Origin of the sequence: Citrobacter sp. C348 (genome assembly GCF_047467975.1) — a bacterium.
In the GTDB taxonomy this organism is placed as follows: domain Bacteria; phylum Pseudomonadota; class Gammaproteobacteria; order Enterobacterales; family Enterobacteriaceae; genus Citrobacter; species Citrobacter gillenii.
Window position 1 is genome coordinate 138,320 of sequence record NZ_JASJUJ010000005.1, and the last position, 14,293, is coordinate 152,612.

Here is a 14,293-nt window from a genome sequence, read left to right on the forward strand (position 1 = left end):
TCTCGGTGTTGTGCCCTCAGCACAACAGCATTTTTAAGGTTTTTATCAGGCTGTCCTGCTCGAAATCGCCCTTGGCAATATAGGCATCCGCGCCTACCTGAATACCGCGCCGCCGGTCTTCTTCCTTGGCGCGGGAGGTCACGATAATAATCGGCGTGTGCTGGTAGTTTTTCTCGCCACGCAGTGATTTGGTGAAGGTAAAACCGTCCATAAACGGCATTTCGACATCCGTCAGGACCGCATCAAACTGGGTCAGTTTTGCTTTTTGCAAGCCTGACAACCCATCTTCCGCCAGTGTCACCTGATAGCCGTGCGCTTCCAGTACATTTTTTTCTATCTCGCGGGTATTCAGCGAGTCATCAACCACCAGAACATGCCAGGCGTTTTGCGCCACACTCACCGGTTTTACGGGCGTACTGGTTTGTCGCGATTGCTGCGCCATCGCCATCAACGCCGGAACTTGTAAAATACTGACCAGCTGGTTCTCCGGCGTCTGGACCATTCCGGATACCAGCGATTGCTGCTGCATATGCTTCGGTAACGGTTTGATCATCATCTTGCGCTCATCGAGCAACTTATCGACCCGCAGCGCCATCTTGCTGTACTGATTCTGCACAATGATTAAGCGCTGCCCCGCCGGAGAGGCGCTTCCCTGGCGTGCGTGTATTCCCAGTAGCAGGCCTGCACAAACCACCGGAATAAACTCGTTATGCAAAATAATGGCCGGGCGTCCGGCAATATCGCTGATCCCCTCCGGGGTGTACTCCACCACCTCAACCACGTACTGCGCGGGCAACCCAAACAGATGTCCCTGCTCTTCAAATTGCAGGATACGCATCATTGTCAGTGACACCGGCAGGCGCAGCGTGAAGCTTGTCCCCACGCCCTGGCGACTGTGCACCTGCAAATCCCCCTGCAGATCGGTGACCACCGTTTTACGCACCACATCAAGACCGACGCCGCGTCCAGAAAGCTCAGAGACGATTTTGCTGGTCGAAAAACCGGGGTGAAAAATCAGCTCATTGCACTCCTGCTCGGAGAGCTGTCCGGCCATCGACGCGGGAACCAGTCCTCTACTGACCGCCTTCGCGCTGATGGCCGGATAGTTCAGCCCACGGCCATCATCTTCTACTCGCAGTAATATTCCGCTGCCATCCTGCTGCGTGGTGATGGTGATCGTACCGCGCGTGGATTTACCGAGCGCCAACCGCTCATCGATGTCACCAATACCGTGATCGACAGCGTTACGCAGTAAATGCGTCAGCGACTCCGATAGCCGGTCAATGAGCTGGCGGTCGATCTCCACTTCGCCCCCCACAAAGCGGCAGACCACCTGCTTATTCAGCGTGGAAGCCAACTCGCTCACCTGCAATGAAATCGGCTCAAAGAGCGTGGAAAGCGGGAGCATGCGGATCCGCGCCGCCACGTCATACAGTTCAAACATCTGCAAATGCTGAACCTGTACGCTCTCTTTTAACTGGGCGCTGAAATCGCGGATCTGCTGACGAAGTTGCTCTGCGCTTAGCCCTAACAACCGCGGCACAATGTGACTCAGGTTCTGTATCTGCTGTTCCAGGCGGTCATGACCGGCGACCACCTCTCCCAATATGTCGATCAGATCATCCAGCTTGTTGAGCTTGACGCGCACGAAGTCAGCCTGCTTAATGCCACCGTCCACGGTAATCGACGCCGCCGACGGCGCGGGTTTGTCCGCGTGAATAACCGCCTCCACCGCCAACGTAGCGGCTTCCCCACGGCTCGCACAGGCAAGACGTTCACACAGCCCCGCATCCGCAGGCGGCAGCTGGTTATCCCCTGCGCTGACAAAAAGCTGAGTCAATTGGTTTGAGAGATACTCCACCGCTTCATGAATCAGGTTGCCCAGCGCCCGGTCCGGCGTCAGTTTTTTTTCCCGCAGTTCGCTCAGGACGTCCTCCAGGTGATGCGTGACATCGGCGATACTTTGCAGTTTCAGCATCCGTGCGCCCCCTTTCAGGGTATGCGCGGCGCGAAACATCTCACCTATCCCGGCATCAGTATGTTCCCCAGCGGAGAGCAGAAAGGCCCCCTCGCTGAGCGTCTGCAAATGACCTCTCCCTTCATCAATAAAACGCAGAACGAATTTTTTTAGACAGATAGCCATAATCGTTCTTATTACCCGCTTTGATGGGCGAATTGCGCCAGTTGATGTTCACACAGAAAGCGAAACGTCGTGCCGGGAAAGACCATCGGCAAACGTAGACGACACACCGTTGAAGGATTGTTGATTTCATCGTTAAGTAATTGCATCACCACGCGATAAGTCCGCTGCGCGGGCTGGTGAAGTTCACTTTGGCGATACATTTCGGCCAGATAATAATGCGCGGGCCAGTAACCCGGTTCCTGATAAACCACCTGTTTGAACCAGGCAATCGCCTGCTGCGTCTGGTGCTGCCACATCATCGCCAGACCGAGCAACATTTTTGCCTCTGCCGACCATTCATCCTGGGCGAGGATCTTTTGCGCATTGCCGGTGGTCTGCGAGAACTCTCGCTGCTCAAGCGCAATCACGCCCTGAATCAGCAGCGCATCCTGATGGCCAGGATCGCTGCGTAATACGCAGGCGATACACTTTTCAGCATCGGAAAAACGTTTTTCATCGAGGCAGGCACGCGCCTTTTTCAGCCAGTCGTCAGACTTAAGCGTCGCGGGTGCGGCAGGCTCGACGGCAACAACGGGGGCGATGACGGTCGCGCGCGGCGTAGCCCGTGGTGTTGGCACCACCCGAGGAGATTCAGCGTGGTGGCAAAAATAGAAAATGCTCTCTTCCTGCTCAAGCTTCAGGATATCGAAATTGTTCGCCAGCGTTTCTGCGTTGCCGAAGAACAGAGCGCCGTGCGGCTGCAGCATCTTTTGCAAATTTGCGTGCAGCTCGCGGCGGGTCGGCGTGTCGAAATAGATAGACACGTTGCGCAGCAAAATAATGTCCACTTCCGGCAGCAGTTGCTCTTTGATGATGTTGGTGCGGTGGAATGACACTTTTTCACGGATGGCGTCATGCAGCCGAAACTGGTTTCCCGTACGGGTAAAATAGCGCTGCTGAATTAACGGATCGACGCCACGAAACGAGTAGCTGGAATAGCTGGCATTTCTGGCTTTCGCGAGAATTGCCGGGTCAATATCACAGCCGTAGAGTTCAACCCGTTCCGCCATCCCATCCTGGTACTTTTCATGCAGTTTGATGGCCAGCGAGTAGGCTTCTTCCCCTGATGAACACCCTGCGCTAAGAATACGCACCGGACCGCTACGCTGCTGCATGATGCGCGGCACCCATTTTTCGCAGATTAAATCCAGCGTGTCGCTTTCACGGAAAAAATACGTTTCGTTAATCGTAATCAGGGTAATAAAGCGATCAAACTCGTCCTGCGACAGCCGCAGTTTTTCATAGTATTCATAATAATCAGTGATATTACGCTCAGCCATGCGCTGACTCAGCGCCGATTTCAGCAGCGCTTCCATCGCATTATCAAAGTGCAAACCCACCCGTTCTTTGATCAAGCGGGCATATTCTGGAAGGTTGGGTATCATGGCAATGTACTCTCGAAATGCCCGTGACCTGCCATCGAAAGCAGCACCTTCGCGAGGCCATTCAGCGGGATCGTGCGGTGTATGAGCTGCTTATCAATCGCGTTCTTGTTCATACCAAAGACCACCGAACTTTCTTCATCTTGCGCCAGCGTTCGTCCACCTCGCTGGACGATAAGCTCGATGCCGCGACATCCATCGCTGCCCATTCCGGTCATGATCAGCCCAACCGCTTTTTCGCGGAACACCTCAGCGACCGACTCCAGTAACAGATTGCAGCTGGGGTGATACACGTCGCTTTCTTGTCGTGGAACCGTCGCCAGCCGTTGGTTACTTTTGACGATCAGATGCTGTTCCGGTGGCAGGATATAGACATTTCCAGCTTCGACCGGGTCATTATCCTGCGCCAGTCGTACCTTCAGGTCGGTTACGCTGTCCAGCCAGTGCACCATATTCTTGGCGAAACCATCGGCAATGTGCTGGGCAATCAGTACCGGACACGGGAACGTACCGGGTAAATCCTGCAACAGTTTGCTCAGTGCCTGCGGCCCACCGGTCGAACAGGCAATCGCCAGCACATAGGGCCAGTCGGCCGTGGTCTCAATCGTTTCCATTGCCAAACGCGTGCCCGATACACTCGGTTCTGCAGGGTAGCGTAACCCCTTGATATGACGGATGACCTTTACGCCCACCAGCAGTTCCACCTGTCGATGCAGCGTCCGGGTGGCGAGTGGGGAGTCGTAGTTATAGTGCAACACCGCCAGCGCCCCGCGAGAGATGTAATCCTCATCGCCTGCATTTTCACCACCAAAATGCATGACCAGAATAGGGATTGCGCTGGTCGCCATGATGGTTTCGACGATCTCGACGTTATCGGCGGTCGACGTTTCCAGCGTAAGGATCAGCAGATCAGGCCCTAACTGTTGCAACAACCGCATTGCCTGGCGGCGATGGGCCGCCTGCCCAACCACCGAAATATGTGGATGATCTTCCAGTTGCTTGACCAGTTGGTTGCGCGACACGCTGCCCAAATCCAGGATCAGTACCCGAATACCGCGGCTACTCATGCATCCATATCCATCAGGGTGAATGATGCAGAGGCCTCTTTCAGCGCCTTCGACAGCTGTGTCATATCCTGACTCACAATCAGAATGTCTTTGATCGACTGCGACGTGTAGTTACTGGCGACAACAATTTCACGCAGCGCCATAACCACCTGATTGCTGGCGGTTTTCTGCTGCTGGGTAGACAGCGAGATCTGCAGCGCCGCCGTAGAGGTTTGCTCTGCGGTAACGACGATATCATTCAGGTGCTCAGCGCTCAGCTGACACGCCCTCGTCCCCGATTTTATGCTCTCGCCACCTTTTTCCGCGTTCAGCACCAGGCGATTAATCGCGTTCTGGATTTCACTAATTTTATTCTCGATTTCAACCGTCGATTCGGTGACTGAATCCGCCAGACGACGGATTTCAGCCGCCACCACGGAGAAACGTTTCCCGGCTTCTCCGGCGCTGGCCGCTTCCAGCGCGGCGTTAAAGGCGATCAGTTTGGTTTGATCCGCCACACTGTTAATGATCACCATCACGCGGCTGATTTCCGTCGACTTGTTGCCGAGCATCATGATTTCACGCATGTTTTGTTGGTTATCGTTGTCGATATCCGTCATACGCATCAGCAGCTGCGACATCGAATCCGAGCCTTTATTGCAATCCTCAAGCGTCTGGTTGGCAATATCGACCACCGCCCGCGAATGCTCGGCTATCTGGGTGGAAGAGGCCGACAGCTCTTCCATGGTGGAGGTAATTTCAGCCACTGAAGATGAGGTTTCCACGCTGGTTGAGGCCTGGCCGTCTACCGCCTCGGTGATGTGCAATGATGCCTGGTGCACTGAGTTCGCATGAGACACCATATCTCCCACCAGCGAGTGCAGGCGCTGGCGCATCATTTCTACCGCGCCGAGCAGTTCGCCAATTTCATCAGGATGATCGACCTGCACATCCACCGTTAAGTCACCTTCCGCGATGGTCTGCGCAATTCTCAGCACACGGTTTAGACGGCGTGAAATCAGGAAGCGGCTGGCAATCGCAATCAGCAATAAAATGATGGGCAACAGCAACGCGGTGAACAGCAACAGGCCATTGCGCACAAGATTGCTGCTCTTGGCGACATCATCCACATAGCTGGTGGTGGCGATGATCCAGTTGATCCCTTCAATGTACTCATAGACGGCAACTTTGGTCTTAGGTGCGACACCATAGCCACTCACCCAGTTGTAGTAGGTGATGCCATTTTTATGTTCGAGGATATCGGCAAACAGCTTATAACCGTTGGCGTCAGTAATATTCACCGCCTGCTGGTTAGCCAGCGAAGGGTGCGCCAACATACGCCCGGGGTCGAACCCGGCATCCAGCACGTAGGCGTAGCCATTTTTACCAATATGCACATCCAATAACTGCCTGATGATCGGTTGCAGGGTCTGTTTGACATCAAACCCGACCGCCACGGCACCAATCACCTGACCATATTTATCGGCAATCGGCTCATAGTGGCTAATAAACTGCTTACCAAACAGCGTGACCACACCTGAAAACGGTTTATTTTTCAGTAGTAATGGCAATGCCGGATTATCGCGCCCCAATACCGTTGCCGTCGCCGTGTTACCGGAACTGGCCAGCAACGTGCTGCTGACGCGAACAAACTGCTCGCCCTGCAGAATAAAGGTACTGGCAAAGACGCTGGTTAATTCGGTGAAATGGTCGTTTGTATTGGGGTTACTCAAAACGGCTTTTAGTTCAGACGCGTCCATAGAGCGCAGTGGCTTATTGGCTACATTCTGATAGTTATTAATATAAACATTGCTGTAATGTTCTGCATCCCGGGTAACCCGTTGAAACTCATTAGAGATATTGTTGTGGAAAATACGGGTGTTGGTTTTGATCATTTCCAGCGCATTAACCTGCAGCTCGCTGGACAGATAATTCGATAACATAAAAGAGGCGCCAATCAGCAGCGTGGCAATGCACACCACCAGAATCATGCCGAGTTTCATCGCGACACCCAGGTGAATACTGTGCAGCCAGGCGAGCACTCGTGCAGTGGGTCCGTCTGAAGATATGGCCGCCGGGCGTTCTTTTACTTTAATCATGTCACTCATATTTTTTATTCTCTGTCTGAGAAGGCGCTGTTCTTTTTTTGAGTCAGAATTATGCTGGCGCCACGCTATTTCAGCGTGAGCAGCGGTGTCGGCTTACCAATGTGATATCCCTGCAACCACCCCACGTTCATTTGCTCCAGGCATGCCTGAATACTGGCGTTTTCCACAAATTCGGCGACGACTTGCATGTTTTTCATTTCGGCAACGCGGCAGAATGATTCAACGATGTAGTAGCTGATTTCACTTTCCGTGATCCGCCGAATAAACGAGCCATCAATTTTCAAAATGTCCGCCTCGATATTCATCAAACGCGCATGGCTGGCGAACCCGGTACCAAAATCATCAATCGCCACCCGGCAGCCTAATTGGCGAATTAAACGCAGCGTTTCTACGGTTTGTTGTTTATCGGACAGCGTATCCGCTTCGGTAATCTCAAAAATAATTCGCTGCGGCGCGACGGCGTATTCCTGTAAGAGCTGGGTGATCTTCGAGACAATATTTGAACGACACACCGTCACCGGTGCCAGGTTAATAGAAAAGCAACGCTGTGGATGGTGACACATGGCTTTGAGCGTATTTTCGATGACCCATAAATCGATTTCCGGTGCCAGCCCCGCATCATGCGCTACCGGCAGAAAACTGTTTGGCGAAATAAATTCACCCTTATCGTTTAACATGCGGATCAATATTTCATGATAGTGTTCTTCGCCCTGGGTGCTGACAATAGGCTGGGCCATCAGCACAAACGCATTGTTATCCAACGCATTTTGCAACGCTGTGCGAATATCGGTTTTATCCACAATATGGTTGCCGAGCATGCGGCTATGTTGCGTTTCCAGGTTTTCGGGTCTGCCGTTGGTCAGAGACAACCCCGCGACCATGCCCAGTTTCCCCACCAACTGATAGATGTCATCGCTCACATCGTGAATCAGGCAATAGCCCAAACCACTGCGAAACCCCAGCCGCTGATTATTATGAAAAAGGCGAAAACCGTTAGCAGCCTGGTATAAATCACACAACCGCTCCCAGGTACAATTTTCCAGCCTGATCAGCAGATCATAACCGGCGTGATAATAGACCTTCTCACTTTCGACCAAGTGCTTTTGCAAATGCTCAGCCAAAATTTTCTGATAACGGGTACGAAAATGAAAACCGTAGCGGCGGGAAAAAAGCTCCAGTTCGGGGAGTTGAATCAGGCACACCGTCGCATGTTCGGTCGTAAACAGCTCCGTCTTCAGCGCACGCAAGTTTGCCATGCCCGTCATCGGGTCGGTCAGACCTAATACCAGCGCCTGGCTAAATCGTTGACGGGTAAATTTTGCCAGCGCGCCCATAATCACAATGGTGAGTGAAAAGATAAAAATAAGCGTTGAAACCATAGCCTGGTGCAGCATGAAACTCTCATCGCTGGCGATATAATTATCGTTATGCTTGCCCAGAATAATTAATACCACCGTCCACACCAGCATCGTAAATGAGTGGCCAATCTTAATAGCTCCCCACAGCATCAACGGGAAAAGCAGGATCAGGCTGTAGAATGAGAAGAAAATATTCGAGTTATAGGGCGACGTTAAACATAGCATCAGACCAATAAGCACGGTGCACCACGCCATGACGCCGTATACCGTGACATTGCCTTTGCATTGTTCGCCGATCGACTTAATAAAGGTAAACGACCAGGACGGTCGGCGCAGGATGCGAAATGCTTTGTAGAAAAAGGGGATCCCCGTCAGGCAACCGTTAGCAAGTCCCTGGACACGCACCAGCATTTCCAGACTCATAATATGCAGGTTCGCCACATCCGATCGCTGACTGTGGGGAACCACAAAGGCGAACATTTTGCTGAAAAGCAGATACAGCAAAATGTTGTAGCCGCAGAGCCAAATCATACGATTCAGGCTGATGGTGATCCGGCTAAAGCTGGCGCTACTGCGTCTGCCCGTCACTTTACGATAAATGGCATAGCTCAGCGTCGATGCCGCCGTCAGGCACAACGCGTCCACGTGTTCGCCTGCAGGACCAACCCAAAACATCACCGCCAGAAACAGCATTATCCCCGGCAGAACCCGATAACCAAAGAGAACCAATGCGGCGGAAAATACGGCTAATTTGAGATCGTAAACGGTTAATAGAGTATTATTAAGAATGCAGTAACCGTTAAGATAGTGTGCCAGTGGATAAAAAAGGCCAGGAATAGCAAGCGGCAGACACCATTCACGAGTGATTTTTGCAGTGTTTGTATTTATTATTGCGTCCAAATCAATTTATCCGCTATACACTATACCAATAGGACTTTAATCCAGATTCTAATGTCGCAAACAAATCCATTTGGGCCAGTCATTAACCATTGTAAAATTGATGACATTAACCGCACACTGAGAAAATAAAAAAGGTTCTACATTGAAGCGTGCATCTTATTCATATCGCATCAGAAAATAAACCATCATTTATAGATAAAAATGGACATATCATGATATTTTTATTTTTATCTCACCAGTTAATAAGCAACCTAATCAATTGATTAATAGTGTAAAAATACAGCGCCGCCAGCGTATCCATCGCACATCTTTAACGTGTGTACAAAAAACATTCCTTACAGGCATTAATGTCAACATTAACATGACACATCACCACTGAATGAAATTGTGTTTTAATGTACATTTTTACCTGTTGACGAAATGTACAGCGATCCTTATATTTATACACCGTTATTTTATCGTTAGCTATTCAGCTCCAGTGTTAATTAAATGTTGTACCTGAGAGTTTCACACCTTTCATCTACTTACTTGTAACAAAAATACCCATACTGTTATTTCATTAAGTCATAAAAGAAATTTAATTCAGCATATATGTGTATTTTCAGGAATTAAAAAGAATCCGTGGCCACGTCTCTGTTTTCCCTAAAGGCAATAAAAGGATGGCAACATTCGATCACCGGCAAAATAACACAGTTTTTGCTGGCGGGGATCATTATTGCGTTTGGTGCTGGTGCCTTTACCAGTTGGAGCCTGATCGACAACTTTTCTTATCAGCAGTGGGTACAGAGAGCAGAAGCCAACGCCCAGATCATGACCTACATCATCCGCAGCGTGTATACCACCGTTTCGGTTGAAACCCGCGACACGGGGCAAATATCCCGTATTGTCTCGGACAGACAGCTTGGCGATACCGACTCCATTATTCAGACCGGCTACAACCCGGTAGACGTTCTGGCACTGGCCTCAGCGCAAACGCACAATCCCACCTGGATGTTCCTGTATACGCCCGATAAAGGTTTCGTGGGCATCAACAATAAGTCTGAAGAGGGCGACGGGGTAATCTCCTTCGCCGGGCGTTTGCCACGTGATGTGCTGGTCAATGACTATATCGGATTTGCCCAGATCAACGGCGAAGCGTGCTTCATCAGCGCCGTCCCTGTTCTGACGCCCTCAGGTGAAATCCTCGGCAGCCTGATAAGCAGCATTGGTAAGAAGAGTGATCTGTACGCTGCCTATGATGCGATGTTGAAAAAAAGCAGTATCATTTTCGTCCTCATTTTACTGGCAACGCTGACGCTGGTGACGCTGTTCATGCGCCGTCTGTTCCGCCCGGTTCCGTTGCTGATTAACTCCATTACCCGCATTGCCCGCGAAGAAACCGACTCTGTCACCCCCTATCTTGACCAGGATGATGAGATTGGACATCTCGCCAGCGCCATTGAAAAATTGCGCGTCGCGATGAAAGAACGCGGCTATCTACAGCGCATGCATGAAATGTCGCAAAAGATGGAGCATATGGCCCATCATGATTCGCTGACAGGCTTACCCAATCGCGTCTCTTTCGGACTGGCGCTGGATAAACGCGTCAGTGAAGTCCAGCAGGCAGAGAAACCGTTCAACCTGCTGTTGATTGACCTCGACAACTTCAAGCCGGTAAACGACACCTTCGGCCATAAAGCCGGCGATGAAGTGTTAATCAACGTGGCGCAGCGCCTGCAATTATTGCTGGGGCCAAACGATATGGCGGCACGTCTGGGCGGGGATGAGTTTGCGATTCTGCAACAGGTCAGCGACAACGCCGTTAAAGAGGCGAACCGGCTGGCGAAACGTATTCTGCGCGCGCTGAGCACACCGTTTAGCTGGAGCACCCACACGTTCTCTATCAGTTGCAGCATTGGCATTACCAGCGCCCCTTATCAGGGCAATAATACCTCAACATTGATGATCAATGCCGATCTGGCCATGTATGCCTCCAAGCACCATGGCCGCGGTTGCTTCCATTTCTTCGAAGACGGCATGGTGATGAAACAGAGCCACAGCCTGTTCATTAATCAGGAAATTATTGATGGTATTGATAACGAGCAGTTCGAACTTTACTACCAGCCCATCGTTAATCTGCAGGATGAAACGGTTCACGGCTACGAATCGCTGATCCGCTGGAATCACCCGACGAAAGGGCTGATTTACCCGGATTACTTTATCAATATTGCTGAAAGCTCGGGCCTGATTGTGCGTTTAGGTGAATGGGTAATTCGCCAGTCTTGCGCCGTCGCCGCAAAATGGCCGGAACACATCCGCATTGCCGTCAATGTGTCAGCCAACCAGCTACACAGCCCAGGGCTGGTCGACGTCATCAAAGAAGCGTTACGCACCAGCCAACTGTCAGCCAATCGACTCGAAATTGAAATCACCGAATCCGAGAAACTAGATCAGTCTATTGCCCTCCCGGTACTGAAAGAGATCCGCGCGATGGGGATCGACATCGCAATGGACGATCTGGGAACAGGCTACGCCGCGCTGGACTATTTGCTGGTCTACCCCTTCACGCGCATCAAGATTGCCCGCACGCTTATCGATAAGTTAGAGCAGGATAATGCCAGCCAGTACTTGATTGTGATGCTTATCCAGTTCGCGCAAAAGTACAATATCTCCGTCACCGCGGAAGGGGTGGAAACACCGCTCCAGCGCAACATTTTGCGCAAAATTAAGTGCCAACATGTGCAGGGATATTTCTTCAGCTATCCGCTGCGCGAGCGTGACGTGTTGTCTGCTTTTGCCGATGAAGCCCTTGCAGAAGAGGTTATGCATGACTAATCGCCTGCGTTTGGCAACGCGTATTGTGCTTGCCGCTGCGCTGTTAATCCCCTTCTCTGCACGCTGCGCGACGGATGTTTCGCCCGAGCAGCGCACGCTGGAGAAGATTGCCAGTATGAAAACTATCACCCTCGGTTACCAGGATGATGCCTTTCCTTTCTCGTACCAGGAAGGCACGTCACCTGCTGGCTATTCCATTGATATCTGTAAAAATATCGTCGCTGCGCTGAAAACCAAACTGCAGCTTAAAACATTGAAAACGCAATGGGTGCGCGCAAACTCGGCATCTCAGTTTGTGCTCATTAAAAAACACATGGCTGATATCATGTGCATTCCGGCTTTTTATTCGAAGGGTCGCCACAGCATTAGCGAATTCTCATTGCCATTTTACTTTTCCAGCACTCGCTATGTGATGCGTAGGAATGATTACAATGGCAATCTACAAGCACTTTCCGGGCACAGCGTGCTGGTAAAAAGCGGCACAGTTTACGTTGAGCAACTACAGAAAATTAATACCGCCAACGCGCTTAACATTAATATTGAGCTGGATACTAACAACAACGTCGCCTTCAATGGCGTTCAGAGCGGCGCCTATCCGGCGCTGATTTCCAGCACCGTATTATTAAAAGGGATGATTGCGCAGGCCGCCAACCCGGATGAATATATGCTATCCCGTATTGCGCTCAGTGCGCCACTTCCGGCGGGACTGCTGCTCCCTTTACACGATAAAGAATTTAAAGCTTTTGTGGATGACACGTTATCTTCTCTGATGACCAGCGGTGAGTTTACGACCTTGTACAATAAATGGTTTCAGTCTCCAATACCGCCGAAAGCCATCAATTTAAATATTCCCATGTCAGATAATCTGAAAGCATTAACGTCAGCAAAAAAGAAGATCGGTTTTGATTATGAAAAATATAATTAAGCATGAGATGGCCCGGATAAAACGTGTGGCGCAGGGGCTGATTTTACTGGCTGGCCTCACCGTGTCCCCTGTGTTGATGGCGCAGCAGAATGCCGCCACGCTGGAACACATACAAATCAGCAGCGTACTGAACGTGGGTTATCGCCAGCTGCCGCCGTTTTCCTTTACCGACCAAAACGGCAAGGTAACGGGGTATACCATTGCGGTGTGTAACCTGATTGCGGACAAACTGCGGCAGTATCTCAAGCTCAATAACTTAACCATTCATTATATTCCGGTGAATTTTGCGGAACGCTTTTCTGCATTAAAAACACGTAAAATAGACATGGACTGTGGCGTAAATACTAACGCGCCAGAGCGGACCTCCAGCGTTTCATTTTCCGTTAACTACTACATCGCGAAAATGCGCATCATCTCTTTACGTAAAAACAATATCCACTCCCTGGCTGACTTAAAAGGACGAACGGTTAGCCTGACAGGTAGTTCAAAAGATTTGCTGGAATTCAACAAGGCGAACCGGGAACAGCATCTTAATATTTCAACAATAACCACTACCACGATAAACGGGGCGTTTAATAAAATGGCGCAGAATGAATCTGCAGCGCTGTTTATCGATGATATCCTGGCCTGGCCGCTGATTAATCAGAGTGAACTGCCTGACACATTTAGCGTGTCAGCCGAAACCATCGGCGCGGATATGCACTATGCCATTATGATGCGCAAAAACGATCCGCAGTTTGTGGCGTTCATCGACAGTTCACTGAAAACCATTTTCGCTTCCCCTATTAATGTACAGCTGCGCAAAAAATGGCTGGCGCCTTATGCCTGTAAACATACGGGAAATCAACCTCCTACACCGTGTCAGCATCACCCTTGAAAAAAATAAGCGTCTGTACACTCACGCGCTTACTTCGCCTCTGGCAGATCCCAGGGGCGCTGTTGTTGCTATTGATGGTCAATTCACTGCGCGCGGCGTGGGATTTTGCCACCATCATGCAGAAGTCCGATGTCCTCTATGGCCCCGCCAGCGCTGCGGCACAACAGCGCATCAACGCCTGGCAAAAGCTCTTAATTCAACTGCGCCATGCCGATGAGCAAACACAGCTGCGCGCGGTAAATCTGTTTTTTAATACCCAGCTCCGTTACGCCGAGGATAGCGACGTCTGGCACAACGTCGATTACTGGGCGACGCCGGTGGAATCCCTGCGCCAGGGTAAAGCGGACTGCGAAGACTTCGCCATCGCGAAATATTTCACGCTGCGGCAGTTGGGTGTTTCCGAAGAGAAGCTACGTATCACTTACGTTAAAGCCCTACGTTTAAACCGCGCGCACATGGTACTGACCTGGTATGCCACGCCTGACGCCATCCCTCTGGTTCTCGATAGTCTGACAAACACCCTTTCACCGGCCAGCCAGCGTCAGGATTTATTACCGGTGTACTCATTTAACGATAGCGGCCTGTGGCTGCCGGGCAACCAGAACACAAAACGTATTGGGGACAGCAAGAGACTTTCTCGCTGGCAGCAAGTATTCACCAAAATGCGGGAAGAAGGCTTCCCGATAGATAAATAGGGAACG

9 protein-coding genes are annotated in these 14,293 nt (G+C 50.9%); 4 read left to right on the forward strand and 5 right to left on the reverse strand.

Going from position 1 to position 14,293, the window contains the following annotated elements:
* Positions 1 to 16 precede the first annotated feature (16 nt).
* The 5 genes from QNN86_RS11840 to QNN86_RS11860 form a co-directional block, all read right to left on the reverse strand.
* Positions 17 to 2,143, reverse strand: coding sequence for a response regulator (locus QNN86_RS11840; RefSeq protein WP_414211147.1), 2,127 nt, complete (start codon positions 2,141 to 2,143; stop codon positions 17 to 19).
* A gap of 11 nt (positions 2,144 to 2,154) precedes the next feature.
* Positions 2,155 to 3,567: a CheR family methyltransferase gene (locus QNN86_RS11845; protein ID WP_181596321.1), complete on the reverse strand. Its 1,413-nt coding sequence runs from the start codon at positions 3,565 to 3,567 to the stop codon at positions 2,155 to 2,157.
* Positions 3,564 to 4,631, reverse strand: coding sequence for a chemotaxis protein CheB (locus QNN86_RS11850; RefSeq protein ID WP_135911510.1), 1,068 nt, complete (start codon positions 4,629 to 4,631; stop codon positions 3,564 to 3,566). Before QNN86_RS11850 ends, QNN86_RS11845 begins: the two co-directional genes overlap by 4 nt.
* Positions 4,628 to 6,718: a Cache 3/Cache 2 fusion domain-containing protein gene (locus tag QNN86_RS11855; protein ID WP_117343169.1), complete on the reverse strand. Its 2,091-nt coding sequence runs from the start codon at positions 6,716 to 6,718 to the stop codon at positions 4,628 to 4,630. The genes QNN86_RS11850 and QNN86_RS11855 overlap by 4 nt, the downstream gene beginning before the upstream one ends.
* Positions 6,719 to 6,783: 65 nt before the next feature.
* Positions 6,784 to 8,976, reverse strand: a complete 2,193-nt coding sequence (locus tag QNN86_RS11860) for an EAL domain-containing protein (protein ID WP_414211148.1) — start codon at positions 8,974 to 8,976, stop codon at positions 6,784 to 6,786.
* A 621-nt stretch (positions 8,977 to 9,597) separates the two neighbouring features.
* Between QNN86_RS11860 and QNN86_RS11865 the strand changes: the two genes are divergently transcribed.
* The 4 genes from QNN86_RS11865 to lapG are packed head-to-tail and all read left to right on the forward strand — an operon-like array spanning position 9,598 to position 14,287.
* Positions 9,598 to 11,790, forward strand: coding sequence for a putative bifunctional diguanylate cyclase/phosphodiesterase (locus QNN86_RS11865; RefSeq protein WP_137399659.1), 2,193 nt, complete (start codon positions 9,598 to 9,600; stop codon positions 11,788 to 11,790).
* Positions 11,783 to 12,715 (forward strand): transporter substrate-binding domain-containing protein, encoded by a 933-nt coding sequence (locus QNN86_RS11870; RefSeq protein WP_135911506.1) that lies wholly within the window; start codon positions 11,783 to 11,785, stop codon positions 12,713 to 12,715. Before QNN86_RS11865 ends, QNN86_RS11870 begins: the two co-directional genes overlap by 8 nt.
* The gene (locus QNN86_RS11875) at positions 12,699 to 13,592 is read left to right on the forward strand and encodes a transporter substrate-binding domain-containing protein (protein ID WP_096755939.1); all 894 of its coding nucleotides are present in this window, start codon (positions 12,699 to 12,701) and stop codon (positions 13,590 to 13,592) included. Before QNN86_RS11870 ends, QNN86_RS11875 begins: the two co-directional genes overlap by 17 nt.
* Before the next feature lie 5 nt (positions 13,593 to 13,597).
* The gene (gene lapG, locus QNN86_RS11880) at positions 13,598 to 14,287 is read left to right on the forward strand and encodes a cysteine protease LapG (RefSeq protein ID WP_414211202.1); all 690 of its coding nucleotides are present in this window, start codon (positions 13,598 to 13,600) and stop codon (positions 14,285 to 14,287) included.
* Positions 14,288 to 14,293: the final 6 nt, after the last annotated feature.